The organism is Mesorhizobium sp. Mes31 (assembly GCF_024519675.1).
Taxonomy (GTDB): domain Bacteria; phylum Pseudomonadota; class Alphaproteobacteria; order Rhizobiales; family Rhizobiaceae; genus Mesorhizobium.
This window is the reverse complement of the sequence record NZ_JALJRL010000003.1, coordinates 181051-205547: the sequence shown is the minus strand read 5'-3', so window position 1 is coordinate 205547 and position 24497 is coordinate 181051. Positions and strand designations below refer to the sequence as shown.

Genomic DNA, 24497 nt, shown 5'->3' with positions numbered 1-24497 from the left:
TGCGCCCATCTTCTATGCCCCTCCTTTCGGAGGGGGCGGGTGGCTCTCTGCCGCCTGTGCGGCGCGCACCGCCTGGACCCGATTGGTCACTGACAGCTTGCCGAAGATGTTTTTCAGATGCCATTTCACCGTCGTTTCGCTGACTGACAGGGCGAAGGCGATATCGCGATTGGACATGCCTTCGGTCAGGCAGCGCAGCAGTTCGGCCTCGCGCTGGGTGAGCTGTTCCTTGTCTGCGGTTGGCGCGGCCAGCTTGCGCGTCGCCACAGGCATGGTCTGCGCGGCATCGATGATGCGCGTGGCATAGGCGGACAGTGCCGGATCGGTTTTTGCCTGAGCCGCACGCAGCCGCATCAGCCCTTCGATAACAGGCCTTCCCTCGTCAACGAAGGAGCGGATGAAGCCGGAGGGTTGGGCGAGGCGCAGGGCGTCGAGCAGGTAGCGGTCGGCCTGGCGTTGCTCGTGGCCGGCGCTGGCCACCTTGGCGCGCAGGATCAGCGCCAGGATGTGGCGGCGCATGCGCCCGCTGCTTTTTGTTCGCTTCAGCAGCGCATCGAAAAGCGCCGCGGCCGCCGTGTAGGATTGTTCCGCCGTCAGCAGCCTGCCCTCGGCGAAGTATTCGAATTCGTTGGCGACAGTGGGGGCGGTTTCGGCGCTTTCGCGGCGATGCTCGCTCAGCAGGGCGCGCGCCTCGGCGACGCGGCTCTGGTCGAGCAGGAGTCGGATGCGGTCATGCATGATCATCGATGCCAGGCGGCGGTACACCGTGCCCCGCACGCGCTGATAGACGCGGTCAAGCATGTCCAGGGCAGCTTCGGTGCGACCGGTCAGTTGCAGCACGCGGGCATAGGTCGGCACGCTGGCCAGCGGATAGACGATGACCGCGGCGCCCTCGATCAGCGGCCCGAGATTCTCGACCAGCGTCAGTGCTTCGCCCGACGAATTGGTTTCGTAGGCAAGCTCGGCAAGCAGCGTTCCGGCCAAGGCTTCGGCATAGGAGTTTGCACCGATCCGCGCCCTGGCCTCGATGATGGCGTTGCGCAGCAGCCGTTCCGCGGCGGGCAAGCGTCCAGCAGAGCGCTCGATGACGGCCATGTAGCAATTGGCGATGGTGACGCCGAGCAGGCTGCCGCTTCGCTCGTGCGCCTTGCGCGCCGCGTCCACCGCCGTGCGCGCGCCCTCGAGGTCGCCCAGCGCATAGAGATTGTAGCCGATCACATTGGCCGTCGCGCCTTCCATGAACCAGGCGTCGGGCGCGATGACGCGCAAGGCCACGAGTGCGGTGTCGCGCGCCTGTTCAAACTGCTCCAGCGTGCTGTGCACGGCGGCATCGAGCACCACGAGTTCGGCCTCGATTGTGGTGCCGGTCAACGTGCCCGGATCATTGCCGTCAACCGGTCCGGTTTCGACCAGCTTGCGCGCATTGTTCAGCGTCTGTTGGGCAATCTCCGGCTGGCTGCTGTGCACCGCCAGCCACAGCACGACCAATTGCAGCCTGATGCGCTGGTCGATCAGCGTCCTGGGCAGCAGTGCCAGCAACTGGCGGACATAAAGAAGCTGGCACTGGGCGATGAGGTCGAGCGCGTTGTTTTCGACGAACACCGCCGCACGGGCCTGGTCGCCGGCAGCCAGCGCGTGTCCGATGGCCTCGGTCAGCATCCTGCGCTCGCCGAACCATTCGGCAGCCGCCAGATGCAGCGGTGCGATCATCTCCGGTTCGCGCCGTTCCAGTTCGCGGCTGAGGAAATCGCGGAACAGATGATGATAGCGGAACCAGCGTCGCTCTTCGTCGAGCGGCACCAGGAACAGGTTGCGTGTCTCGATTTCCGTGATCGCCGCCTCGGCGTCCGCCGCGCGCATCACCGCCCGGCAGGCCTCTGCGCTGAAGCGTTCGAAGATCGAGCTGTAGAGCAGGAACTTCGCGATCGCCGGCGGCAGTTCCAGGAACACTTCCCCCATCAGGAAATCGGCGACGTTGCGGTTGGCGCCGGTGAAATTGCCGATGACGGTTTCGGGCGCATGCGCGGCACTGAGCGACAGCGAGGCCAGCTGCAGGCCCGCGGCCCATCCCTCCGCTCGGGAGCACAAGGTCTCCACCGCGCCGCTGCTGACGCTGAGGCCAAGCTTCTCGTTGAAGAAGGCCTCGGCTTCGGACGAGGCGAAGCGCAGGTCGTCGCGGCCGATTTCGAACACGTCGCCAAGCACCCTGAGCTTGCCCAGCTGCAGGTCGGGCAGGCTGCGCGAACCGATGACGAAGGCGACGTTGGCGGGCGCCTGCCGGGTCAGGCGCTCCATGAACCGCCTTACCGCCGGCGTCTCGATGGCGTGGTAGTCGTCAAAGAACAAGGTGATGTTGGCGTCGCGCGCCGCGAGGCCCGCCAACAGCGCGGCGAGCACGACATCGAGCTGCGGGATCGGGCTCGACTGGAAGGCAAGGTCGAGTTCCGCCGGACTCTGGACGAGATGGCGCAGCGCTCCCACCAGATGCGACAGGAAGGCGCCCTCGTCATTGTCGGTTACCTCACAGGACAGCCATGCGGTCAGCCGGCCATGGCGAGCGACTTCCGCGGCCCACTGCGCCATCGTCGTCGACTTGCCGAAGCCGGCGGGCGCCGCGAACAGCACGATCCGCGTATCGATATGCCGGCTCAGCGTCGACAGGATGGTCTCGCGGCGGACCCATCGGCGGTGATGCAGTGACGCGTGCGTGGCGGATTGCGGAGGTGTTCTCATCTAGGTCTGGGCAACCTGTCGGTTCGCCGGGGAGGCCGGCGCTCCCTTGCCATTGCCGCCCCTGGGATTGCAAGCACTCCACTCTGCTTCGATCAGGGGAATCTGCGGTGCGGCGCTGCGTGGCAAGGTTCCCTTTATCCGGGGATCGTCGATGATTTCGAACCCGGTCGCGAAGGGCACAAATCCGCAAGCGCTGTAGAAACCGATGACGCTGTGATGATCGAAGCTGCTTGTGTGCAGCCAGATGCGGTTTGGATTGAGGCGCCATGCCAGATCGAGCGCCCCCGCCATCAGCCGCTTGCCGAAACCGCGGCCGGTCAACGAAGGGAACAGGCCGAAATAGGTGATCTCGATCTCGTTGCTGTCGGCGGCGAAGAATTCGACCATGCCGAGATGCGTGCCGCTTTCATCATGGCCGTAGTAGAGATGCTGGCGCGGATCGGTGAAATGCTCCGCTATCTCGGCGTCGGACATTTCCGAAACGCGGTCCCACAGCCAGGGCGCGCCGATCTCCAGGAAGATCGCCCGATACGACGCGCAGTCGGGTATCGTGATCCGGTTCATGGCCAGGGGTTGCGCCAGATCGGGTTGCGGGGCGCGCAGCTCCATCCACGTCACCGCATTGGCGAGCTTGCCCGCTGGCAGGCGCCGGTAGCCGATGGCGAGATCGGTAATTTCGGCAGGCATCGTATCTTCTGTAATCAACGCATTCCTCTTCCTGTCTGTCCGATAGCAGTATCGGCTTGCGACAGCCGATGCCAACTCTCAAGAACGTGCAGCATCGAACGGCAAGCTCTGGACTGAGCTTTTTGGCGCCGGTGCCTCTTGCATTTCACAGAAATGGCATATGAGATATGATACACCATCCAGATGAAAGCGAAATATGATGCCTGAGCGCATTGCGGACGAGGCCATTCTCAGCGCGGTCGACGACGGCTTCGCGCGACAGGTTGCGTTCCTGGCTGACCTCGTGCGCTTTCCCTCCCAGCGTGGCGAGGAACACGCCGCGCAATCCTTCATGGCGGCTGCCTATGAAGCGGAGGGCTATGCGGTCGACATGTGGCGTGTCGATGTCGATGCGATTCGCGACCTGCCGGGTTTTTCACCCGTGGCGGTTTCCTATGACGATGCCTTCAACGTCGTTGCCACCCACACGCCGCGAAACGCCACCGGCCGCTCGCTGATCCTCAACGGCCATATCGACGTGGTGCCGACGGGACCGCTCGACCGCTGGGTGCGGGATCCCTACGATCCGGAGATCGAAGATGGCTGGATGCATGGCCGCGGCGCCGGCGACATGAAGGCCGGCCTGTCGGCCTGTCTCTATGCGCTGACCGCATTGCGCAGCCTCGGCTATCAGCCGGCGGCTAACGTGTTCCTGCAATCGGTGGTCGAGGAAGAGTGCACCGGCAATGGCGCGCTCGCTTGCCTGCAGCGCGGCTACCGCGCCGACGCCGCCTTCATCCCGGAACCGCTGGAGCCGAGGCTGATGCGCGCGCAGGTCGGGCCGATCTGGTTCCGGGTCGAGGTCGATGGCGATCCGCAGCACGCGTCGGGCGCCTTCTCGGCCGGCGCCAATGCCATCGAAAAGGCATTCGTCATCATCCAGGCGCTGAAGCAGCTGGAAACCGTCTGGAACGCGCGCAAGGTCGATGACCCGCATTTTTGCGATCATCCGCACCCGATCCGTTTCAACCTCGGCAAGATCGAAGGCGGCGAGTGGACATCGAGCGTTCCGGCGCGCTGTGTCTTCGAAATGCGCGTCGCCACCTATCCCGGCCAGAAGCTGGAGGACGCCAGGGCCGAGCTCGAGGCGTGCATCGCCGATGCGGCGCGCGCCGATCCGTTCCTGGCCAATCGCCCGCCAAAGATGACCTATAACGGTTTCATGGCAGAGGGCTATGTGCTGGAAGGGGCCGACGAGATGGAAGCCGTGCTGCGCCGCAGCCATGTCGCGGTCTGGGGCGAGCCGCTGACGGAACACGTCACCTCGGCGACGACCGATGCGCGTTTCTTCGGCCTTTATGCAGACACGCCGGCGATCGTCTACGGCCCGATCTGCCGCATGCCGCATGGCTATGACGAAGCCGTCGATCTGGATTCGGTGCGCAAGGTCACCCAGACCATCGCGCTGTTCATCGCCGACTGGTGCGGCCTCGAACCGGTCGCTCCCGAGGCAAAACCATGAACGCGGCCGTACCCGATGCTTTCGGCGACACGCTCGCCGAGGGCGCGCCGCACGTTTCGACAGCCGACGCGCTCGCCATCTTGCGCCAGCACTACGGGCTCACCGGCACCGCGCGTCCGTTGCCCGGCGAACGCGACCACAATTTCCACATCCAGACCGACGGCGAGGGCGAGTTCGTCCTGAAAATCTCCCATCCGGCGGAAGAGCCCGGCTTCACCGACTTCCAGAACAAGGCGCTCGACCATATCCTGGCGATCGACCCCACCTTGCCGGTTCCATCGGTACGCAAAAGCCTTCAGGGCGAAGCTCAATTCGCGGTCAGCGTCGGGGGGGCGGCGCCGCGTATCGTCCGGCTGGTCACCTATCTGCCCGGCCAGTTACTTTCGCGCTCGCCAGCATCAGCGGCGCAGGATCGCAATCTCGGCATCTTCCTCGCCCGCCTCGGCAGGGCGCTGCGCGGCTTCTTCCATCCGGCCGCCGGCAGCGACCTGCTCTGGGATATCCGCAAGGTCGCCAAGACGCGGCCGATGATGGCGCATATCACCGACGCAGGCCGGCGCGCCATGGTCGAACGTGCGATCGACGCCTTCGAGGAGCATGCGGCACCGGTCATCCCGAAACTGCGCGCCCAGATCGTCCACAACGACATGAACTCCTACAATGTCGTGATGGACGCTTCGCGGCCGGAAGTCGTGAGCGGCATCCTCGATTTCGGCGATATGATCCATTCGCCGCTGATCTGTGACCTCGCCATAGGCGCCGTCTATCGCTGGCCGGCGGAAGGCCATCCACTGGCACCGGCCGCGCGCTTCGTCGCCGGCTATCAATCGGTGCAGCCGCTCGAGGTCGAAGAGATCGGCATTCTTTTCAATCTGATCCGCGCCCGCCTTGCGCTCATCGTGAACATCGCCACCTGGCAGGCGGAGCGGTTCCCAGCCAAACGCGACTATGTCCTGCGCCACGGCGCGGAAGTCTGGGCTTCGCTCGAACGGCTGGACGGTCTGTCGTCCATCGATGCCCGCCAATATTTCCTCGACCATTCCAATCCGGAGTAGATGCTCGTGTCCCAGTCCTCGCCAAACCCTGCAAATGTCGACGCGACGGCATCCCAGCGCGCCCTGCTCGAGCGTCGCGCCAGACTGCTTGGCCCGACCTACCGCGCCTTCTACCGCAACCCGATCCATCTGGTGCGCGGCAGCGGCGTCTGGCTCTACGATGCGCAGGGCCGGAAATTCCTCGATGCCTACAACAATGTCGCCTCGGTTGGGCATTGCCATCCGCGCGTTGTCGAGGCGCTGGCGGGGCAGGCCGCCACGCTCAACACGCACACCCGCTATCTCAGCGAGATCATCCTCGACTACGCGGAAAAGCTTCTCGGCACCTGTCCGCCCCATCTGGGACACGCCATGTTCACCTGCACCGGCAGCGAGGCCAATGACCTCGCCATCCGCATCGCCCAGCATTCCAGCGGCGGCACCGGGGTGATCATCACCGACTTCGCCTATCACGGCGCGACGATCGCGACCGCGCAGCTGTCGCCGGCGGCGGTCGGGGCAAAGGGTGTGCCCGCGCACCACCGCACTGTCGCGGCGCCCGACACGTTCCGCGACCACGGCCGAACCGCGCGCGATTTTGCCAAAAATGTCGCCGCCGCCATCGACAGCATGCGTGCGCAGAACATCCGTCCGGCAGCAATGCTTCTCGACTCGGCCTTTTCCAGCGACGGCATCTTCTTTCCCGACGCCGAGGTGATGCGCGAGGCGGCGGATCACGTCAAGCAAGCCGGGGGGATTGTCATCGCCGACGAAGTCCAGTCCGGCTTCGGACGGCTCGGCCAGGGCATGTGGGGCTTCGCCAATTATGGCATCGAGCCCGATATCGTCACGCTGGGCAAGCCGATCGGCGCCGGGCATCCGATGGGAGCGGTGCTCGTGCGGCCGCAGCTCGTTGCCTCCTTCGGCTCGAACACCGGTTACTTCAACACCTTTGGCGGCAATCCTGTCGCGGCTGCCGTCGGCATCGCCGTTCTCGAGGTGATCGAAGGCGAGGGACTGATCGAGAATGCGCGCATGGTCGGTGCCTATACGGCTGACCTGTTGAGCGCGCTGCAGAGCCGGCACGGCATGGTCGCCGATATCAGGCAAAACGGCCTCTATTTCGGCGTCGAGTTGACGGCGGAGGGCGACGAAGCCTTGGCCGCCACCAAGACATCGGCGGTTGTCGAAGCCATGCGCGAGGACGGCGTGCTGATCTCCTCCTGCGGCCCGCGCGGCAATGTCCTCAAGATTAGGCCGCCTCTGCCGTTTGCCAGGGACAATGCCGAGCAACTGGCCGAGACGCTCGATCGCGCACTGTCGCAATGGTGACCGGAGCGGGCCGCGCATGCTGAAGCTTGAACATCAGACCCTGAACGACCGCGCCTATGGCGCGCTCAAACAGGAGTTGATTTCAGGTGGCTTCAGCCCGGGCCAGACACTGGTCATCCGCAAGCTTGCCGAGACGTTCGGGATATCGACGACGCCGATCCGCGAGGCGCTGCAGAGACTTGTCGCCGAGCGGCTGCTCGAGATGCAGAACAACCGCTCGATCATCGTGCCCTTGCTGTCAGCGCCTGCCTTCGAGGAACTGACGCGCATTCGCATCGCCGTCGAGGGACTGGCGGGCGAGATGGCTGCCTCGCGGATGACCGAAAGCGGGCTGGCTGACCTGCAGGTCACGCTCGACGGCATGCAGCGCGCCATCGAGGCTGGTGACGCCAGGGCCTATCTCACGCTGAACGAGGCCTTCCACTTCGCTATCTACCAGCACGCAGGTGCGCCGATCCTGCTCAACATGATCCGCGACCTTTGGGGGCGGGTAGGGCCGTATCTCAAGCTGCTGATGCAGGCCGATCGCTACATCCCGCAGTCGAACGATGCGCATCGCAGGATCGTTGTCGCGTTGGAGCAGCACAGCGGTTCGGCGGTTCGAGCATCTCTCGAAGACGACATCGCCGTGGCGGCTGCGATTCTCTCCGAAAATCTTCGCAGGACCGACTGATCGTCCGCACGCCCAGGCTCGCTATCCAGCCTCGTCCATTCGGTCGCGCAGCATGCTCCAGCCGAGCAGCATGTTGGGCGCATGCCGCAGCACCGCATGGAACGGGATCGGCGCCGGCGGCCCGAAGGGCAGCGGCAGGTCGCGGGCGTCGGTTCCTGCGGCCCAGTCGGCCAGCACCTTGCCCATCGCCGTCGTCATGGCGATGCCGCGTCCGTTGCAGGCGCGACCGGCGATCAGGCCCCGTCCGAGATCGAGGAGATGCGGCAGGAAATCCGGTTCGACCGCTGCCATTCCCGACCAGCTATAGGCAAGCGGCGGCAGATCGGGCAGGTCGAGATGCCGGGCAAGCCGTCGCCAGATCGTTTGCGGCACGCGCGTATCGGCGCCGGCGCCAAGGATGTGCATGCCGCCGCTGATCAGCCGGTTTTCGGCGTCGAAGCGGAAGGTGAAGAGATTGCGTCTGGTGTCGCCGACGCCTTGCCCGCCCGGCAGCAAGCGGGTGCGTATCTCGCGCGGCAGCGGCGCGGTGGCGATCTGGAAAACTTTTAGCGGAAAATAGGTTCGCTGCAGCAAAGGATTCAACGGCCCGCCATAGGCGTTGGTAGCGATCAGCACCTTGGCGGCGCGCACCGAGCCCGCCGGCGTTTTCAGTGTCCAGCCTTCGGCCATGCGATCGACCGAGGTGACGCGTGTCTGCTCGAAAATCCGTGCGCCGGCCTTCTGGGCCGCATCGGCCAGCCCGCGCGCGTATTCGACCGGATTGAGCACGCCGCCCGAACGATCCATCCAGCCACCGACATAGCCCTTGGCGCCCGTCAGGGCTTCGACCTCCTGCCGGTCCAATGCTACGACCGGCCGGCCGCGCTGCGCCCATTGGTTGGCGCGTGATCTGACCTTCTCGAGCGCGGCGGGGGAATGCGCCGGCTGGATCCATCCGTTCTGCACCGCGTCGCAGTCGATGCCGAGCCGCTTGATCAGGCCGAAGACGAGGTCGGCGCTGCCGGCGGCGAAATCGATGAGCCTTTCGCCGCGCTCCGCTCCAAGATGAGCAAGGATATTGTCCGGATCCATCTTGGCGAAGTTCGGCACGACGAAACCGGCATTCCTGCCGGTCGCGCCCCAGGCAATGAATTCGGCTTCGAGAACGGCGACGGAAAGTCCTTTCCCGCCGGCGTGCAACGCGGTTGAAAGACCGGAAAAACCGCCGCCGATGATAGCGAGGTCGACATCGAGGCCGCCTTGCAGCGCCGGCCGGTCGCGATGGTTGCGGCCGACGGCATGCCAGAGCGAAGCGCCATGCGCCTCCGGCCGGGCCACAGCGTTCATGATCCGGAACTGCCCTTGGCCGCGGCGATCTTCGCCCGCTTGCCGAACCGTGGCCGCCGCGGCCTGTCGCCGAACAGGCCGTTCGGCCGGATCAGCAGGATGACACAGAGCATGACGCCGATGGCGACGATCTGCAGTGAGGCGGCACGGGCCTGCTGCTCTGGCGGGAACAGCACGCTGGTCAGCGTGCCAGACCCTGCCCATATCCCCCAGACCAGGATGCTGCCGATGACGGCACCGAGATTGCTGCCCGAGCCGCCGACGATCAGCATCACCCAGACCTGGAAGGTCAGGATCGGCAGGTAATTGTCCGGGGCGATGAAGCCGGTGAAATGCGCCTGCAGCGCGCCGGCCAGCGCCATGATGGCACCGCCGACGGCAAAGGCCTGGACACGGTAGAAACGCGCGCTCTTGCCCAGCGAGATCGCCGCCCGCTCGTCCTCGCGCAGCGCCTTCAGCACGCGCCCCCACGGGCTGCGCGACAGGTGCTCCAAGGCGAGATAGGCGATGAGCGTCACCGCGCAGACGACGGCGAGGTTGGAGAGGTTGAACAGCAGCGGTGTTTCGGCGAGGCTGCCGAAGGGGCGCGGGATGAAGCCAATGCCGAATGGGCCGCCAGTCAATTTCTGCGCGTTGAGTGCCACCAGTTGCACGACGACGGCGACGCCGAAAGTGGTGATCGCCAGATAGTCGGATCGCAAACGCAGCGTCGCCATGCCGGTGAGAGCGGCGGCGATGCCGCCGACGACCATGGCACCGAGCCAGCCGACAAGGATGGGCAGGCCGAAGCCGCCGAGCCGCGCGGCGTCGTCCGGTGTCGTCAGCAGCGCCGAGGTGTAGGCGCCGATGGCGACAAAGCCGGCGAGCCCGACATTGAACAGGCCGGTCAGGCCCCACTGCAGATTGAGCCCGAGCGTGACCAGCGAAAAGATCAGCGCGGTGGTCAGGAAGAAGGCGCCATAGCCGAGCAGATCCATCAGCGTTCCCTCACACCAAAAAGGCCGATCGGCCGCACGAACAGCACCGCCATCAGGATGATGAAGGAGACGGCGGCGCGCCATTCGGCGCCGATCAGTTGCACCGCGCCGGCTTCGGCGAGCCCGATGATCAGGCCGCCGAGCACGGCGCCGGGGATGCTGCCGATACCACCGAGGATGGCGGCGGCGAACATCGGCAGCAGCATGTCGAAGCCCATGAAGGGGCGGATCTGCACCAGGATGCCGATCATCACGCCGGCCACGCAGGCCAGCGCCCCGCCGATGACCCAGGTGACGCGCACCACGCTGGCGACGTCGATGCCGACGATGCGGGCCAGTGCCGCGTTCTGGCTCAACGCCTGCATGGAGCGGCCGGTCTGCGTACGCGTCATCAACAGATGCACGCCGAGCACGAGCACGGCGGTCAGCAGCAAAAGCGCGATCTGGTCGGGCGTGAAGCGGATGCCGAAGCCGACCGGCATGGCGATCTGGATCGCCCGGCCGAAATAGGTCGGGCGCGAGGTGAAGGTGAATTCGAGCAGGCTCCGGAGCGCCATCGAAGCGCCGAAGCTGGCCATCACCACGATGATGGCCTGGCCTTGCGAGCGCAACCGCGCGAACAGCACCCTGTCCAGTAGCAGCGCCAGGAGGGCGGTGAATGCCATCCCGACGACCAGTGCGACAAGCAGCGGCCAGCCGAACGACAATGGCGCGATCGGCGCCACCTTGCCGACTGTCGCGCCGATGGCGCTGACGACGGCGAGCGTCGCATAGGTGCCCCAGGCCATGAAGTCGCCATGGGCGAAATTCGAGAAGCGCAGGATCGAATAGGTGAGCGTCACGCCGATGGCGCCCAAGCCGATCATCGAGCCGGTCAGCAACCCGTCGACGACAAATTGCAGGCTCATGCCGCGCCTCCTTTCTCGGCGTGCAGCGGGCGCTGGCCGAGATAGAGTTCGGCGACGACCGGATCGTTCCACAGTTCGGAGGCAATGCCTTCGTGCCGGTCCTTGCCTTCGACCAGCACATAGGCGCGGTCGCCGATGGCAAGTGCTGCCTTGGCGTTCTGTTCGACCAGCAGGATGGTGACGCCGGACTTGCGGATGCCGGCCAGCATCTCGAATACCATCGACACGAATTTCGGTGACAGGCCGGCCGACGGCTCGTCGAGCACCAGCACCTTGGGGTGGACGATCAGCGCCCGTGCGACGGCGAGCATCTGCCGCTGCCCGCCCGACAGATTGCCGGCGGCGGTGCGGCGCTGGCGCACGAGGTCGGGAAAGGCCGCATACATTTCCTCGATACGGCCAGGGATTTCGCGCCGCTCGAGAATGCCGCAGGCGACCCTGAGATTGTCCTCGACCGACATCAGCGGAAAGATGTTTTCGGTCTGCGGCACGAAGGCGAGGCCAAGCCGCACCATGGTGTGGGCAGGGGCTGCGGTTATGTCCTTGCCGTCCAAGAACACCGTGCCGCCGGTGATCGGGACGAGGCCGGCGATCGCCTTGATGAAGCTCGACTTGCCGGCGCCGTTGGGGCCGAGGACAACGACGATCTCGCCCTTGTTGACGGTGATCGAGGCGCCGCGAACGATCGGCACGCCGGGTTCGTAACCGGCTTCCAGGTCGTGGACATCGAGAACGGTCTCGCTCATGCGGTGCCTCCGAGATAGGCCTCGATAACGCGTGGGTCGCGGGCAACTTCCTCCGCCGTACCTTCGCTGAGCAACTGGCCGCTGGCCATGACCAGCACGCGGTGGCAGAGCCGCGTCACCATGTCGATGTTGTGCTCGATCAGCAGGAAGGTGATGCCACGCGCGTTGATGTCGCGGATGCGGTCGATGATGACTTCGAGCAGCGTCGCGTTGACGCCGGCCGCCGGCTCGTCGAGCAGGATGATCGCCGGGTCGGCCATCATCACGCGGGCAAGTTCGAGCAGCTTGCGCTGGCCGCCGGAGAGCACCCGCGCCGGTTCATGCGCGAGGTGGGTGAGGGTGACGAGCTCCAGCAGTTCGAGCGCTTTTGTCCTGGCAGCCCTTTCCTGCGCCGCCACCCGCCATGGCGTGACGAAGTTGGCGAGCAGCTTTTCGCCGGCCTGGCCCTGTGCGGCCAGCATGATGTTTTCGATCAGCGTCAGGTTGGGCAGCGGGCGCGGGATCTGGAAAGTGCGGCCGAGACCACGACCGATGCGCAGATGCGCGGCTTCCCCCGAGACGCGCGCACCGTTGAGGAAGATCTCGCCGCTGGTTGGCAAGATGCTGCCGGCGAGCAGGTCGAACATCGTCGTCTTGCCAGCGCCGTTGGGTCCGATGAGGCCAAGGATTTCTCCCGCCCTGACATCAAACGAGACATCGTTGACGGCGACAAGACCGCCGAAACGCCTGACGACATTCCTTGCCGCCAGAACCGGGACGCGGTTTTCCTCCCTTTGCCGTTTGGCTGCCTCGCTCATCAAACCCTCTGGCCGAAGACGGTCATCGCCGCCTCCTGATTTTTGATTTGTGATCACACTTGCTTTGATCACGCTATTCGGCTTTAATTTCGTCCGCAAGCCGAAAACCGGCCAAGAACGGAATTCCATGCAAAAGGCTGCCATCGAAAAGAACAACGAGGTGATCGCGGCCCAGCTTGCGCCGGTCGGCCGCGAAACCGTGCAGGATCGCGTCTATTCCGAGCTGCGCCGCGCCTTGATCGGCGGCCTGTTCGAGCCAAGCCAGGTGCTTACGATCCGTGGGCTTGCCGATGCGCTGGTCACCTCGACCATGCCGGTGCGCGAGGCGCTTGGCCGGCTGATCACCGAAAAGGCGCTGGAGGCGCTGCCCAACCGTTCGGTGCGGGTACCGCCGATCACGCTGGAACGGCTCGACGATCTCTTGCGGGCCCGCATCCTGATCGAGGGTGAGGCGATCGCGCTTGCCGCCGCCCGCATGGGTCCGCGCCAGATCGCCACCATCGAGACCATTCTGGGCGAATGGGACGAGATGCGGGCGCTGAAACACAAGAAGGACGTCGATCGCGAAGTGACGCTCAACCAGAGCTTTCATTTCGAGATCTACCGCTCCTGCGGCTCGGCCGTGCTGATCCCGATGATCGAGAGCCTGTGGCTGCAATCGGGACCTTGCATCCGTGTCGCCATCTATGCCTTCTCGGAAGCCGGCGAGGTCGACACCGCCCAGTATCACCGGCGCATCGTGACGGCCCTGTCCACGCAGGACGCGCAGGCAGCGCGCGAGTCGCTGGTCGCCGACATCAGCCGGCCCTTCACCTTCCTGCGCAGCAAGCTGCAATCCGCCGCCGCGAAAGACCAGACATGACCGCCATCAGGATCACCGAGCCGCGCTCGAAGCTTGCCGTCACGGCGCTGCTGCTGCCCGAGAAGGCGCCGGAAAATGCTGCCTTTCTCAAGGCATATCTTGGCACGCCGCGCGTCGTCCCGGGCATCCATGCGATGTGGACGGGGCCCGAAATCTCCTGCCCGGTTCCATCAGCCGATCTCGAGGGCCAGGCCTATGCCAGGCCGTTGCCGGCGGAGAACGCGACCTTGACGCCACAGCCGGGTGACATCGTCTTGTCCTATGTGCCGCCGCGCATGTGGGGCGGCAATCCCAATGCAATCTTCGACATTGGCCTGTTCTACGGGCAGGGCGCGCGGCTCTTGTTCCCGATCGGCTGGCTCGCCGGCAGCGTGATGGCGCAGGTGCTTGCTGGGGAGCGTGATCAGTTCGCCGCCGCCTGTGGGGTGATCCGGCGCAACGGCGCCTGCGACATCACCTTCAGCCTGGTGGAGGTCTGAAATGGCCGACGACAGTTTCGAGCTCTTCGATCTTCGCGTCGAGGCGGTCATTCCCGAGGGCAAGCCGATCTATTGCGGCGCCAAGGCCGGCGACTATTTCGAGCTCAAGGGCGAGATGCTGTCGATGCCGGCAGGCCAAGGTTTTTCGATCTATTCGCTCGCCGCCGTGTTGCCGCTGCTGGCGGCCAAGCAGCGCCCGACCGACAGGAATGACTGGATGACCTCGGACGCCGAGATCGCTTGTCCCGATCCCAATTGCGCCAGCCGGCTGAGGATCGTCAGGACCGGTAAGCGGCGGTTCAGCCATGCCGAAACCACGGCCGTGCCGCTGCCGAAGGAGAATGACCAGAGATGACCGCCAAGACCTTCGAACTCAGCCCCGGCTACACCATCTCGCGCGTCATTCGCGGTGGCTGGCAGCTGGCGGGAGGCCACGGCGCTATCGATCGCAGCCAAGCGGTCACCGACCTGATCGCTACCTTCGATGCTGGCATCTGGACCTATGATTGCGCCGACATCTACACCGGCGTGGAGGAACTCATCGGTGCCGCGCGCCTGCGGCTGGCCAGCGAGCGCGGCCTCGACGTCGCCGCCAGGATGAAGGTGCACACCAAGCTGGTGCCCGACCTCGAACGGCTGGCCACCATCAGCCGCGATTACATCAGGGGTATCGTCGACCAGTCGCTGCGGCGGCTGAAGACCGAACGGCTCGATCTCGTGCAGTTCCATTGGTGGGACTATGCGATGGCCGGCTATGTCGATGCGATGGGCTGGCTCGACGAACTTCGGCTGGAAGGCAAGGTGCGCAATCTCGGCACCACCAATTTCGACACGCCGCGGCTGGCCGAAATTCTCGCCGCCGGCATCCCGCTGGTCAGCCAGCAACTGCAATATTCCGTGCTCGACCAGCGGCCAGCGAACAGCCTGGCGGGCCTCGCCGCGAAAAACGGCATCAGCTTCCTTTGCTATGGCTCTGTCGCCGGCGGCTTCCTCAGCGACAAATGGCTTGGCGTGGCCGAGCCCGCCACGCCGCTCGAAAACCGCTCGCTGGTCAAATACAAGCTGATCATCGATGACTTCGGCGGCTGGGAGCTGTTCCAGCAGCTGCTTCGGGCGCTGAAGACCGTCGGCGATCGCCACGGCGTCGACATCGCCACCGTCGCCAGCGCCTGGGTGCTGCAGCAGCCGCAAGTGGCCGCGGTTATCGTCGGAGCCCGCAACCAGGCACATGCGCTGGCAAATGCAAAAATCATGGACGTTGCGCTCGATGCCGAGGACATGGCGGGGATCGCTGCCGTGATCGCGCAAAGCCAAGGCCCCCTGGGCGACGTCTATACGCTGGAGCGCGACCGCCACGGCCGCCACGGTTCGATCATGCACTACAATCTGAACGCGGGCCGGACATGATCGCTAACAACGAGACACTGTTTTCCAGGGCCAGCGCCGAGGTCATCGACCTGCATCGCTTCTTCGTCGACTGGTTCGTCGCGGCGCGCGCCGACAAGGCGGATTTCAGCCGTTTCGAGCGTGCCATGGGTGACGGCTTCGGCATGGTCGCGCCGGACGGCAAGGTCCTCGATCGCGACGCGGTCGTCGATCATGTCCGCTCCAGCCGCGCCTCTTGCGACGACGGCTTCACCATTTCGATCGAGGATATCCGGCCCGGCTGGCAGGACGCCGACACGGTCGTCGTCTTCTACGTCGAGGCGCAGCTGCGCGCCGGCAAGCGCAGCCGTCGCCAGTCCAGCGCCGTCTTCACCACCAGTTCATCGGCGCCCAACGGCGTCCAATGGCGGCATCTGCATGAAACCTGGCTGCAGGCGCCGGAAAGCTGAACAGGCTCCAGAGATCAAATACAGTCGAGTAACGAAAGGGGAACAACAATGACAAAGACCATACTCCAACTCACCACCGCGCTCGCGCTCGTGACGATGGCCGGCGCGGCGCAGGCCGCCGATTGCAAGATCACCGTCGGCCTCGTCATGGAACTGACCGGCCCGGCCGGCGAGTACGGCCAGGCCGGCGCCAAGTCGGTCGAGATGGCCTTCCGTGACATCAACGCCGCCGGCGGCGTGCGTGGCTGCGATCTGGCAACCGACACACGCGACAGCCAGAGCCAGGGCAACATCGCCGTCGACGCGGCGACCCAGCTGGTTCAGGTCAAGAAGGTGCCGGTGATCATCGGCGGCATCATCTCCTCGGTGTCGATCCCGATCCTGACCTCGGTCACCGCGCCGGCCAAGATCGTCCAGGTGTCGCCGGCGTCGTCCTCGCCGACGCTGACGGCGCTCGGCCGCGACGGCAAGACCAACGGCATCTTCTTCCGCACCATCACCTCGGACGCGCTGCAGGGCGTCGCCGCCGCCAAATATGCCATCGACAAGGGCTTCAAGAAGCTGTCGATCATCCACGTCAACAACGACTTCGGCGTCAACATGGTGGCCGAATTCTCGCGCGCCTACAAAGCGCTCGGCGGCACCATTGTCTCCGACACGCCATACAACGAAAAGCAGTCGAGCTATGCCTCGGAAGTCACGGCGGCGATGGCCGGCGAACCGGACGGGCTCTATCTCGTCAGCACGCCGGTCGACGGCGCAACCGTTGCCCGCACCTGGATTTCGCAAGGCGGCGTGCAGAAATTCCTGCTCAATGACGGCATGAACAGCCCGGACTTCATCGAGTCGGTCGGCGCCGACTATCTGAAGGATGCCTATGGCACGTCGTCGGGTACCAGCCCGACCGCATCGACCGACTACTTCATGAAGAACTACAAGGAATTTTCCGGCATCGAGCCGTCCAATCCAGCCGCCGACCGTTCCTATGACGCCGGCGCTATCGTAGGGCTGGCCATCGCCATCGCCGGCTCCGAGGATCCGGCCAAGATCAAGGACGCGATGTACAAGGCGGTCGACCCGGCCGGCACGCCGATCTTTGCCGGCAAGGACGAATTCGCCAAGGCGCTCGGCCTGATCAAGGACGGCAAGCCGATCCGCTACGAAGGCGTCATCGGCCCGGTCGCTTTCGACAAGTATGGCGACATCACCGGCCCGTTCCGGCTGTGGAAGATTGTCGATGGCAAGGTGACGACCGACGGCGAAATGACCACCGACGACGTCAACGCGCTGCAGGCCAAGCTTCAGTAAGACGATCCTGTGTCCGGCGTCGATCCGATCCCATCGTGATCGATGCCGGACGGTTGGCCTGTCGGCATCGTCTGCGGACGGTCGTGCGGACGGGCCTGCACGGGCTGGGGTTTGGCCAGCAGTCGATCATGAATAGGATTGGCCGATGGCGCCTGAAACCCAACAGCTTCTCTCTGCTCTCGGCGATCGGTTGGGCGCGGGCGGCGTGCTCGCCGGCTCCGACGTCGACCAACGCTATCGCGACGATCCGGAGGGCAGGCTCGGCGTGCTCCCGGAGGCGGTGCTGCGCCCACGCGACACTGAGGGTGTCGCGGCGGTGTTGACCGCATGCAACCATCTCGGCCAGCCAGTTGTCGTGCAGGGCGGACGCACCGGATTGACCGGAGCCACGCGCGTGCAGCCGGGTGAGATCGTGCTGTCGCTGGAGCGCATGGCCGGCCTTGCCGCGCCGGATCGCCAGGCTGCCAGCATCGTCGCGGAAGCAGGCGCGACGCTGCAGGCGGTGCAGGAAGCGGCCGACGACGCCGGTCTGATGTTCGGCGTCGATATTGGTGCCCGCGGCTCGGCAACGGTCGGCGGCAATGTCGCCACCAATGCCGGCGGCATTCGCGTGCTGCGCTACGGCATGTACCGCGCGCAGGTGCTGGGGTTGGAGGCGGTGCTTGCCGATGGCAGCGTGCTGACTTCGCTCAAGGGCCTGCCCAAGGACAATTCCGGCTACGACCTCAGCCAGCTCTTCATCGGCACCGAAGGAACACTCGGCGTCGTCACGCGCGCCGCGCTCAGGCTGCATCCCAAGCCGGCATCCGAAGTAAATGCCTTCTGCGCGCTCCCCTCGCTCGACGCGGCGATCGCTTTGCTTGGGCTGCTCCGGCAAAAGCTCGGCCCGCTACTGTCCGCCTACGAGGTCAACTTCGCACCGCTCTATGACGTCATGGTCGCCAGCATGGCCATGCCGGCGCCGCTGCCGACGGGCTCGCCCGTCTATGTGCTGGCCGAGATCCAGGGCAGCGAGCCCGAACGCGACGGCGAGCGCTTCGCCGAGGTGTTGATGCAGGCGGTCGAGGATGGCGCGATCGACGATGTGGTCGTCTCGCAGTCGCCGCGCGAATTCCGGGCACTGTGGGATGTGCGCGAGGATGCCAATCGCGTTCTGTTTTCGATAAAGGACCTGGTCGGGGTCGATATCAGCATCCCGCTGTCGCGCATGGACGCCTTCCTGCGGGAAGCGGACGCTGCCATCCACGCCGTCGACCCCGGCGCCGACATCTATGTCTTCGGCCATCTCGGCGACGGCAATCTGCACTATCAGGTCCGCACGGTGGATCCGGCGGCGGCATATGACATCATCTATCGCGGCGTGGCGGCGGCCGGAGGTGGCGTCTCGGCCGAACATGGCATCGGCCTCGACAAGAAGAAATGGCTGCATCTGGTCCGTAGCGACGCCGAGATCGCCACGATGCGGCGGCTGAAGACGGCACTCGACCCGAAGAACATCCTCAATCCCGGGCGGGTCTTCGACCTCTGACCGTCTGCCTTGCCTCGATGACAGTTGCCCGGTAACTCAGGTCCGTTCCGTCGCGACTTGCCTGGGGATGAGAAAACGGGCGGCAAGCACGCAGAGCAGCACGGTGAACATCAGGATCAGTGCTACCAGCGCGTTGATGTCGGGCGAAAAGCCAAGCCGCATCATCGCCCACAGCCTGACCGGCAACGTGCTTTGCGTGCCTGTGACCAGGATGGTGATCATCGTCTCGTCGAACGACAGGGCAAAAGCCAGGATAGCCCCGCCGACCATCGCGCTCGACAGGTTTGGCAGGATGATGCGCCAGAACGTCTGCCAGCCGGTGGCGCCAAGATCGTAGGACGCTTCGACCAGGGTGCGGCTCATCGACTGCAGGCGCGTCAGCACCGTGCGGTAGACGATCGCCAGCACGAAGACCGTGTGTCCGATGATGACGGTCAGCAGCGAGCGTTCGAGATGGATCTCGCGGAAGAAGATCAGCAGCGCCAGGCCGCTGATGATCGGCGGCATCAGGAACGGCAGGAAGATGATGAACTGCAGCACAGAACGCCCGGAACGGCGTCCGTGATAGTAGAGCGCCAGCAGCGTTCCGCTGACCACCGACAGGACGACGGTGCAGACACCGACGATCAGCGTGGTGCGCAAGGCGGCCAGGATGTCATGGTTCTCGGCCAGCGCTACATAGGTCGAGAGGGTCGGTGACGACCAGTCGACATCGCCATGCGAAATGGTGAAGAACGACGACACGATCGGCACGAACAGCGGGCTGTACAGCAGCACGGCAACCAGCGTCGTGATTGCGGCCAGGAAGATGGTGGACAGCCGGGGCAGGGCGCTCATATCGACGTCCCCCGGTTGCGGCCGAAGCGCTCGCCGACAAGAATTGCCGCGATCACCACGACAGCCAGCGCCACCGACAGCGCCGCGCCGAACGGCCAGTTATAGGCCGTGCCGAACTGGCTGTAGAGGATGCGGCCGAAAGTGAATCCGCTGATCCCGCCGACCATTTGCGGCGTCAGGAAATCGCCGATCGCCAGCACGAAGACGAAGCTCGCCGCCGAGGCGACGCCGGGCAGGCTGAGCGGCAAGGTGATGCGCAGGAATGTCTGCAATCCGCTCGCCCCCAGATCGTCGGAGGCGCGCAGCAGCACCTGCGGGATACGCTCCAGCGACAGGAAGATCGGCAGGATGGCGAAGGGGATCAAGAGCAGCGTCAGCGTCAGCAGGATGGCATTCATGTTGAACACGAAAAGCGTCGACGGCTGCTGCAGGATGCCGACCGCCACCAGCGCCTTGTTGAGGAAGCCGTTGAGGCCAAGGATGCTGCGGATCGCGTAGATCTTGATGACGTAGCTCATCAGCAACGGCACCAGCAGCAGCATCAGCAAGGCATAACGCCAGCGCCCCTTCAGCGTCGTCAGGAAATAGGCCGCGGGGTACGCTAGGAGAACGCAGATGATGGCCACGGATACACACAGCACGATGGTGTTCCAGAACACCGGGAGGAAGATCGGGTCGGTGAAGAAGCGGACATAGTTGCCCAGCGACAGCCCGTAGACGATCGTGCCCTGGTCGACGCTGAAGAAACTGTAGCCGAGGAAGATCACCAGCGGCACCAGGACGAAGAGCACCGGCAAGGCGAAGGCCAGCACCGTCACCAACAGCGACAACCGTCTTTCCGCGGGCTGCATCGAACCGGCTTCGCTCATGCCAGCACCAGATGGCCTTCATGCGGCGCAAACGAAAGCGATACCGTCTCGCCGGATTTCAGCGCGCTGCCCTCGACCCGGCTCGGCACGCGCAGCCGCAGGCGTTGCGCGGCATTGCCGGTGCCGGCCGCGATGGTGGCGACGGTCGATGAACCGGCAAAGGCCAGATCGGCGATCGTGCCGGAAAAGCGGTTGTCGGTGTCCTGTCTATCGGCGAGGTGCAGGGCCTCGGGGCGGAACGCCGCGTAGGCGCTGGCGCCATCCGGTGCGGCCTTCAAATGCGGCTGGCCACTGATCGAGCAGATGAGGCGACCGAGCGCCGTCTCGATCGATCGCAGTTCGCCCTGGACCATCCCGAGTTTTCCGGCCACCAGATTGTTCTCCCCGAAGAAGCGCGCGACGAACTCGCAATTCGGTTTGTAATAGAGGTCGTGCGGCGTGCCGAGCTGGCGGATATGGCCGGCCTCCATCACGCAGATCCGATCGGCCATGCCGATGGCTTCTTCCTGGTCATGGGTGACGAACAGGAAGGTGGTCTTGATTTCGCGCTGGATGGATTTCAGGAACTCCTGCATCTGCCGGCGCAGTTCGAGGTCGAGCGCCGCCAGCGGCTCGTCGAGCAGGATCAGGCGCGGCTGGCAGATCAGCGCACGGGCCAATGCGACGCGCTGGCGCTGGCCACCGGAGAGCTGTGCTGGAAAGCGATCGGCGAAACGCCCAAGCTGGACCAGTTCCAGGGCCTCCGCGACACGGCGCACGATCTCCTTGCGCGGCACGTGGCGAACCGAAAGCCCATAGCCGACATTGCCGGAAACGGTGAGGTGCGGGAACAGCGCATAGTCCTGGAACACGGTGTTGAACGGCCGCAGGTTGATCGGCATGTGGCCGATGTCCTGGCCGTCCAGTCGGATCTCGCCCGAGGTCAGCGGCTCCAGCCCGCCGATCAGCCGCAGCACCGTGGTCTTGCCCGAGCCCGACGGCCCGAGAACGGTCAGGAACTCGCCGTCGCGGATCGACAGGTCGATGTCATGCAGCACGGGAACCGTGCCGTAGGATTTCGAGACGGACCGCAGCGTCAGCAGGTCGGTGTTCTTGTTCATAAGCCATTCTCGCATACGCTGCGGCGGTCCGGAATGTCCGGACCGCCGGGTCCTTCGAAGTCAGGGTTCGGAAGATCAGGGCGTCGCCTTGACCTCGTTCCACATGTCCGAACGCTTTAGCGGGTCTTCGACATTGTTGAGCCAGACCAGCTTGTCGTTGCCGCCGGCGCTGCTCGACTCGACCACGGTGTTGCCGAAGCCGGTGCGCTCGGAAAGCTCGCCGCTGACCTTCTTGCTCAGCATGAAGTCGATCCACTTCTCGGCAGCCGCATTGTCGCGAACACCCTTGGAAATGACCCAGTTGTCGAGCCAGGCAAGCGCGCCCTCGCTCGGATTGACGTAGGCGACATGGGCGCCGATCTTCTGCAGCGCCTTGACCTGCTGCTGGCCGTAATTGGCCCATATCAGGGCAACGTCATTGTTCTGGTAGATCTGCTGCGCCTCGTCGGCGGTGGTGTAGAAGCTCAGCACGTTGCGCTTGAGTTCGACCAGCTTGGCCTTGACCGCCGCCATCTGCTCTTCGTTGAGATTGAACGGATCCTTGTAGCCGAGCGTCAGCGCGGTGAACGAGAAATTGTGCTCGCCATTGTCATAGGCCAGCACCTTGCCCTTGTAGGCCGGGTCCCACAGGACCGACATCGACGTCGGCGCCGGCTTGACCTTGTCGGTGTCGTAGATCAGGCCGATGGAATCGAAGCAGAACGGAATGCCGTAGACCTTGCCGTCCTTGGTGTCGCCGCTGACCTGAGACAGATCGCGGAAGCGCGGCAGCACTTCCTTCTGGTTGGCCAGCTTGGTGATGTCGATCGGCGACACCAGATCGGCCTTGATGTAGCGCTGCAACTGGGCGGTGTTGACGGCGAAAACGTCGAAGTCCTGCCCTTCGCTGCCCTTGATCTTGGCCCAGATCTCGTCGTCGCTGCCGATGAAGACGACATCGACGCCGATGCCGGTTGCCGCCGTGAAATCCTTGACCCAGTCCGGGTCGGCGTAGCCGTCCCAGGCCAGAACCCGAAGGTTCGCGGCCAGGGCCGCCGATGTCATCAGGCCGATGCCGAGCCCGATTGTCGCCATTCTTAGAAACAGTTTTTTCAGTCCCATTTTTCAATCTCCCATTGTCGTTCTGGTGGACCGCTATTTCCGGACCTTCGCCGTCACAGCTGAGTGACAGCGACCAGTCCCTCGTCCGGCACCGAAATCATCCGGTTGCGCAGTGGCTTGCCGAATGTCTGTGCCTGGATTTCATACTCGTCGCCGGAGGCCGTCTTGATGCCGGAGGCGTAGCTCATCACCGCCGCACCGAAGAAATAGGCGTGCAGGTCGCCCGCCCTGCGGTGCATCGGGTAGCGGAAATGGAAGTGTTCGAGATTGGCGATCGAGTGCGACATGTGCGCTTCGCCCGACAGGAACTCCTGCTCCCAGATGACGGTGCCGTCGCGCAGGATGCGGGAATGGCCGCGCACTTCGTCGGGCAGGTCGCCGATCAGCAGCTCCGGGCCGATCGAGCAGGAGCGGAGCTTGGAATGGGCGAGATAGAGGTAGTTCTCGGCTTCCGTCACATGGTCGGAATATTCGTTGCCGAGCGCATAGCCGATGCGGTAGGGGCGGCCATCCGGCCCGTTGAGATAGAGACCGACGATCTCGGCCTCTTCGGCGCCGGCGCGCGCGAAGGCCGGCATTGGTAGCGCAGCGCCTGGAGGCACGACACAGGTACCGACGCCCTTGAAGAACCATTCGGGCTGGATTCCGATCTGCCCGGCGGCGGGCTTGCCGCCCTCCAGGCCCATGCGGAAGATCTTCAGCGAATCCGATTCCTCGGCATCCTCGCCATGGGTCAGCACATGCATCTTGTCGCGTGCGGCGGCACTTCCAGTATGGGTGAGCCCCGTGCCGGTGACCAGGAAGCGCGCCGGTTCGGGATGGTCGACAGGGGCCAGCACACGGCCATCGCGCAACAGCTCGTCATAGTCGATCGTCGCGCTTCCGGTCCGCTTCTCGACCAGCGATGCGATGGACGCGCCCTCGGCGATTGCCGCCTCTGCCAGTTCCAGCACGGTGCTGGTCTTTTCGAGCGGGCGCAGGCGATTGCCGTCATCGGAGACGCGGCCGACCCGCCTGCTGCCATCTGGCATTCTGTACTGAACAAGACGCATGAAATACCCTTCTTCCCTTGAGACCGTGCGGGTCACACCCAGCCCGCATCGACGATGAACTGCTGGCTTGTGCACATGCGGCTGTCGTCGGCGGCGAGGAACAGCGCCATGCGCGCGATATCGGCGGGCTGCAGCCGGTCGGGCAGGCACTGCCTCTCCTCGATCTGGCGCTCTCCGGCCGGGTTCAGCCACAGCCGCACCTGGCGCTCGGTCATCACCCAGCCCGGCACCATGCAGTTGACGCGGATGCGCTCGGGGCCGAGCTCACGCGCCAGCGCCCGCGTCATGCCGTAAACGGCGGCTTTTGCGGTGACATAGGCTGGGCAATCGGGATCGCCGACCATCCAGGTGATGGAGCCGAAATTGATGATCGAGCCGCCGCCCAGCGCGCTCATCTGCGGGCGTACCGCCTGCGCCGCGAAGAACTGGTGGCGCAGATTGACCGCCATCCGGTCGTCCCAGTAGGCGACCGTGACGTCCTTGGTCTGATGGCGGTCGTCATTGCCGGCATTGTTGCACAGCACCTGGATCGGACCGTTCTGCCGCATTGCTTGCGCCGTGGCTGCCTGCAGTTCTTCGACATTGCGCAGGTCACAGGGAATGAACAGTGGTGCGGGATGCCCCTCGGCCGCGATCGCGTCGACCAGGCGCCGTGAAGGCTCCTGCGCCACATCGACGAAGGCGACGCGGCTGCCTTGCGCGCAGAAATGGCGCACCAGGCTTTCGCCGATGCCGCTGCCGCCGCCGGTTATGAAGACGCTGCGGCCATTGAGGCTTGGGTAGATGGCGTAGCTGCCGATCTGATCAGTCAT

At 64.8% G+C, this 24497-nt stretch carries 24 protein-coding genes; 11 read left to right on the top strand and 13 right to left on the bottom strand.

What is annotated here, in order from left to right; translation table 11 throughout:
* Nucleotides 1–12 precede the first annotated feature (12 nt).
* Nucleotides 13–2733 (bottom strand): LuxR C-terminal-related transcriptional regulator, encoded by a 2721-nt coding sequence (locus NR193_RS06275; protein WP_256750005.1) that lies wholly within the window; start codon nucleotides 2731–2733, stop codon nucleotides 13–15.
* A complete protein-coding gene (locus NR193_RS06270; RefSeq protein ID WP_256750004.1) occupies nucleotides 2734–3420 on the bottom strand; it encodes a GNAT family N-acetyltransferase in 687 nt (228 codons plus the stop codon). It abuts the gene before it with no gap.
* Nucleotides 3421–3619: 199 nt separating this feature from the next.
* On the opposite strand from NR193_RS06270, the gene NR193_RS06265 reads away from it, so the two are divergent.
* From NR193_RS06265 to NR193_RS06250, 4 genes are read left to right on the top strand one after another with little or no spacing between them, the layout of a single operon-like run.
* Nucleotides 3620–4921 (top strand): ArgE/DapE family deacylase, encoded by a 1302-nt coding sequence (locus tag NR193_RS06265; protein WP_256750003.1) that lies wholly within the window; start codon nucleotides 3620–3622, stop codon nucleotides 4919–4921.
* Nucleotides 4918–5976, top strand: coding sequence for a phosphotransferase (locus NR193_RS06260; protein ID WP_256750002.1), 1059 nt, complete (start codon nucleotides 4918–4920; stop codon nucleotides 5974–5976). Before NR193_RS06265 ends, NR193_RS06260 begins: the two co-directional genes overlap by 4 nt.
* Complete coding sequence (locus tag NR193_RS06255) at nucleotides 5977–7287, top strand: aspartate aminotransferase family protein (RefSeq protein ID WP_256750001.1); 1311 nt, start codon at nucleotides 5977–5979, stop codon at nucleotides 7285–7287.
* Between the two features lie 16 nt (nucleotides 7288–7303).
* Nucleotides 7304–7960, top strand: a complete 657-nt coding sequence (locus NR193_RS06250; protein ID WP_256750000.1) for a GntR family transcriptional regulator — start codon at nucleotides 7304–7306, stop codon at nucleotides 7958–7960.
* Nucleotides 7961–7981: 21 nt separating this feature from the next.
* Here the strand turns inward: NR193_RS06250 and NR193_RS06245 are convergent, their stop codons facing one another.
* Genes NR193_RS06245 through NR193_RS06225 form a run of 5 tightly spaced genes read right to left on the bottom strand, consistent with a single transcriptional unit; the run spans nucleotide 7982 to nucleotide 12714 of the window.
* The gene (locus NR193_RS06245; RefSeq protein ID WP_256749999.1) at nucleotides 7982–9286 is read right to left on the bottom strand and encodes an FAD-binding oxidoreductase; all 1305 of its coding nucleotides are present in this window, start codon (nucleotides 9284–9286) and stop codon (nucleotides 7982–7984) included.
* The gene (locus NR193_RS06240; protein WP_256750284.1) at nucleotides 9283–10266 is read right to left on the bottom strand and encodes a branched-chain amino acid ABC transporter permease; all 984 of its coding nucleotides are present in this window, start codon (nucleotides 10264–10266) and stop codon (nucleotides 9283–9285) included. Before NR193_RS06240 ends, NR193_RS06245 begins: the two co-directional genes overlap by 4 nt.
* Nucleotides 10263–11171, bottom strand: a complete 909-nt coding sequence (locus NR193_RS06235) for a branched-chain amino acid ABC transporter permease (protein WP_256749998.1) — start codon at nucleotides 11169–11171, stop codon at nucleotides 10263–10265. The genes NR193_RS06240 and NR193_RS06235 overlap by 4 nt, the downstream gene beginning before the upstream one ends.
* Nucleotides 11168–11917 carry an ABC transporter ATP-binding protein gene (locus NR193_RS06230; protein ID WP_256749997.1) on the bottom strand — a complete coding sequence of 250 codons (750 nt, stop codon included), beginning with the start codon at nucleotides 11915–11917 and terminating at the stop codon, nucleotides 11168–11170. The genes NR193_RS06235 and NR193_RS06230 overlap by 4 nt, the downstream gene beginning before the upstream one ends.
* Entirely contained in the window at nucleotides 11914–12714 is an 801-nt protein-coding gene (locus NR193_RS06225; protein WP_256749996.1) for an ABC transporter ATP-binding protein, read from the bottom strand. The genes NR193_RS06230 and NR193_RS06225 overlap by 4 nt, the downstream gene beginning before the upstream one ends.
* 127 nt (nucleotides 12715–12841) lie before the next feature.
* On the opposite strand from NR193_RS06225, the gene NR193_RS06220 reads away from it, so the two are divergent.
* From NR193_RS06220 to NR193_RS06190, 7 genes are all read left to right on the top strand, one after another.
* Nucleotides 12842–13576: a GntR family transcriptional regulator gene (locus NR193_RS06220; protein WP_256749995.1), complete on the top strand. Its 735-nt coding sequence runs from the start codon at nucleotides 12842–12844 to the stop codon at nucleotides 13574–13576.
* On the top strand, nucleotides 13573–14055 hold the full coding sequence (locus NR193_RS06215; RefSeq protein WP_256749994.1) for a DUF3830 family protein: 483 nt from the start codon (nucleotides 13573–13575) through the stop codon (nucleotides 14053–14055). Before NR193_RS06220 ends, NR193_RS06215 begins: the two co-directional genes overlap by 4 nt.
* Before the next feature lies 1 nt (nucleotide 14056).
* Nucleotides 14057–14410, top strand: a complete 354-nt coding sequence (locus NR193_RS06210; RefSeq protein ID WP_256749993.1) for a TIGR04076 family protein — start codon at nucleotides 14057–14059, stop codon at nucleotides 14408–14410.
* The gene (locus NR193_RS06205; RefSeq protein ID WP_256749992.1) at nucleotides 14407–15462 is read left to right on the top strand and encodes an aldo/keto reductase; all 1056 of its coding nucleotides are present in this window, start codon (nucleotides 14407–14409) and stop codon (nucleotides 15460–15462) included. The genes NR193_RS06210 and NR193_RS06205 overlap by 4 nt, the downstream gene beginning before the upstream one ends.
* Nucleotides 15459–15890: a DUF4440 domain-containing protein gene (locus tag NR193_RS06200; protein ID WP_256749991.1), complete on the top strand. Its 432-nt coding sequence runs from the start codon at nucleotides 15459–15461 to the stop codon at nucleotides 15888–15890. The genes NR193_RS06205 and NR193_RS06200 overlap by 4 nt, the downstream gene beginning before the upstream one ends.
* A gap of 48 nt (nucleotides 15891–15938) precedes the next feature.
* Nucleotides 15939–17198, top strand: a complete 1260-nt coding sequence (locus tag NR193_RS06195) for an ABC transporter substrate-binding protein (RefSeq protein ID WP_256749990.1) — start codon at nucleotides 15939–15941, stop codon at nucleotides 17196–17198.
* Nucleotides 17199–17343: 145 nt separating this feature from the next.
* Nucleotides 17344–18726, top strand: a complete 1383-nt coding sequence (locus NR193_RS06190) for an FAD-binding oxidoreductase (protein ID WP_256749989.1) — start codon at nucleotides 17344–17346, stop codon at nucleotides 18724–18726.
* A gap of 36 nt (nucleotides 18727–18762) precedes the next feature.
* On the opposite strand, the gene NR193_RS06185 is transcribed toward NR193_RS06190, so the two are convergent.
* The 6 genes from NR193_RS06185 to NR193_RS06160 all read right to left on the bottom strand — a co-directional run bounded on the left by NR193_RS06185 (nucleotide 18763) and on the right by NR193_RS06160 (nucleotide 24497).
* A complete protein-coding gene (locus NR193_RS06185) occupies nucleotides 18763–19563 on the bottom strand; it encodes an ABC transporter permease (RefSeq protein ID WP_256749988.1) in 801 nt (266 codons plus the stop codon).
* Nucleotides 19560–20432, bottom strand: a complete 873-nt coding sequence (locus NR193_RS06180) for an ABC transporter permease (RefSeq protein WP_256749987.1) — start codon at nucleotides 20430–20432, stop codon at nucleotides 19560–19562. The genes NR193_RS06185 and NR193_RS06180 overlap by 4 nt, the downstream gene beginning before the upstream one ends.
* The gene (locus NR193_RS06175; RefSeq protein ID WP_256749986.1) at nucleotides 20429–21532 is read right to left on the bottom strand and encodes an ABC transporter ATP-binding protein; all 1104 of its coding nucleotides are present in this window, start codon (nucleotides 21530–21532) and stop codon (nucleotides 20429–20431) included. The genes NR193_RS06180 and NR193_RS06175 overlap by 4 nt, the downstream gene beginning before the upstream one ends.
* A gap of 75 nt (nucleotides 21533–21607) precedes the next feature.
* Entirely contained in the window at nucleotides 21608–22633 is a 1026-nt protein-coding gene (locus NR193_RS06170) for an ABC transporter substrate-binding protein (protein WP_256749985.1), read from the bottom strand.
* 53 nt (nucleotides 22634–22686) lie between these two features.
* Complete coding sequence (gene araD1, locus NR193_RS06165; RefSeq protein ID WP_256749984.1) at nucleotides 22687–23685, bottom strand: AraD1 family protein; 999 nt, start codon at nucleotides 23683–23685, stop codon at nucleotides 22687–22689.
* Nucleotides 23686–23717: 32 nt separating this feature from the next.
* Complete coding sequence (locus NR193_RS06160) at nucleotides 23718–24497, bottom strand: SDR family NAD(P)-dependent oxidoreductase (RefSeq protein WP_256749983.1); 780 nt, start codon at nucleotides 24495–24497, stop codon at nucleotides 23718–23720.

Excerpts from the sequence above, each read along its gene's own strand:
- NR193_RS06275 (WP_256750005.1), bottom strand. The coding sequence starts at position 2,733 with ATGAGAACACCTCCGCAATCCGCCACGCACGCGTCACTGCATCACCGC.
- NR193_RS06270 (WP_256750004.1), bottom strand. The coding sequence starts at position 3,420 with ATGCCTGCCGAAATTACCGATCTCGCCATCGGCTACCGGCGCCTGCCA.
- NR193_RS06265 (WP_256750003.1), top strand. The coding sequence starts at position 3,620 with ATGCCTGAGCGCATTGCGGACGAGGCCATTCTCAGCGCGGTCGACGAC.
- NR193_RS06260 (WP_256750002.1), top strand. The coding sequence starts at position 4,918 with ATGAACGCGGCCGTACCCGATGCTTTCGGCGACACGCTCGCCGAGGGC.
- NR193_RS06255 (WP_256750001.1), top strand. The coding sequence starts at position 5,977 with ATGCTCGTGTCCCAGTCCTCGCCAAACCCTGCAAATGTCGACGCGACG.
- NR193_RS06250 (WP_256750000.1), top strand. The coding sequence starts at position 7,304 with ATGCTGAAGCTTGAACATCAGACCCTGAACGACCGCGCCTATGGCGCG.
- NR193_RS06245 (WP_256749999.1), bottom strand. The coding sequence starts at position 9,286 with ATGAACGCTGTGGCCCGGCCGGAGGCGCATGGCGCTTCGCTCTGGCAT.
- NR193_RS06235 (WP_256749998.1), bottom strand. The coding sequence starts at position 11,171 with ATGAGCCTGCAATTTGTCGTCGACGGGTTGCTGACCGGCTCGATGATC.
- NR193_RS06230 (WP_256749997.1), bottom strand. The coding sequence starts at position 11,917 with ATGAGCGAGACCGTTCTCGATGTCCACGACCTGGAAGCCGGTTACGAA.
- NR193_RS06225 (WP_256749996.1), bottom strand. The coding sequence starts at position 12,714 with ATGAGCGAGGCAGCCAAACGGCAAAGGGAGGAAAACCGCGTCCCGGTT.
- NR193_RS06220 (WP_256749995.1), top strand. The coding sequence starts at position 12,842 with ATGCAAAAGGCTGCCATCGAAAAGAACAACGAGGTGATCGCGGCCCAG.
- NR193_RS06215 (WP_256749994.1), top strand. The coding sequence starts at position 13,573 with ATGACCGCCATCAGGATCACCGAGCCGCGCTCGAAGCTTGCCGTCACG.
- NR193_RS06210 (WP_256749993.1), top strand. The coding sequence starts at position 14,057 with ATGGCCGACGACAGTTTCGAGCTCTTCGATCTTCGCGTCGAGGCGGTC.
- NR193_RS06205 (WP_256749992.1), top strand. The coding sequence starts at position 14,407 with ATGACCGCCAAGACCTTCGAACTCAGCCCCGGCTACACCATCTCGCGC.
- NR193_RS06200 (WP_256749991.1), top strand. The coding sequence starts at position 15,459 with ATGATCGCTAACAACGAGACACTGTTTTCCAGGGCCAGCGCCGAGGTC.
- NR193_RS06195 (WP_256749990.1), top strand. The coding sequence starts at position 15,939 with ATGACAAAGACCATACTCCAACTCACCACCGCGCTCGCGCTCGTGACG.
- NR193_RS06190 (WP_256749989.1), top strand. The coding sequence starts at position 17,344 with ATGGCGCCTGAAACCCAACAGCTTCTCTCTGCTCTCGGCGATCGGTTG.
- NR193_RS06185 (WP_256749988.1), bottom strand. The coding sequence starts at position 19,563 with ATGAGCGCCCTGCCCCGGCTGTCCACCATCTTCCTGGCCGCAATCACG.
- NR193_RS06180 (WP_256749987.1), bottom strand. The coding sequence starts at position 20,432 with ATGAGCGAAGCCGGTTCGATGCAGCCCGCGGAAAGACGGTTGTCGCTG.
- NR193_RS06175 (WP_256749986.1), bottom strand. The coding sequence starts at position 21,532 with ATGAACAAGAACACCGACCTGCTGACGCTGCGGTCCGTCTCGAAATCC.
- NR193_RS06170 (WP_256749985.1), bottom strand. The coding sequence starts at position 22,633 with ATGGGACTGAAAAAACTGTTTCTAAGAATGGCGACAATCGGGCTCGGC.
- araD1 (WP_256749984.1), bottom strand. The coding sequence starts at position 23,685 with ATGCGTCTTGTTCAGTACAGAATGCCAGATGGCAGCAGGCGGGTCGGC.
- NR193_RS06160 (WP_256749983.1), bottom strand. The coding sequence starts at position 24,497 with ATGACTGATCAGATCGGCAGCTACGCCATCTACCCAAGCCTCAATGGC.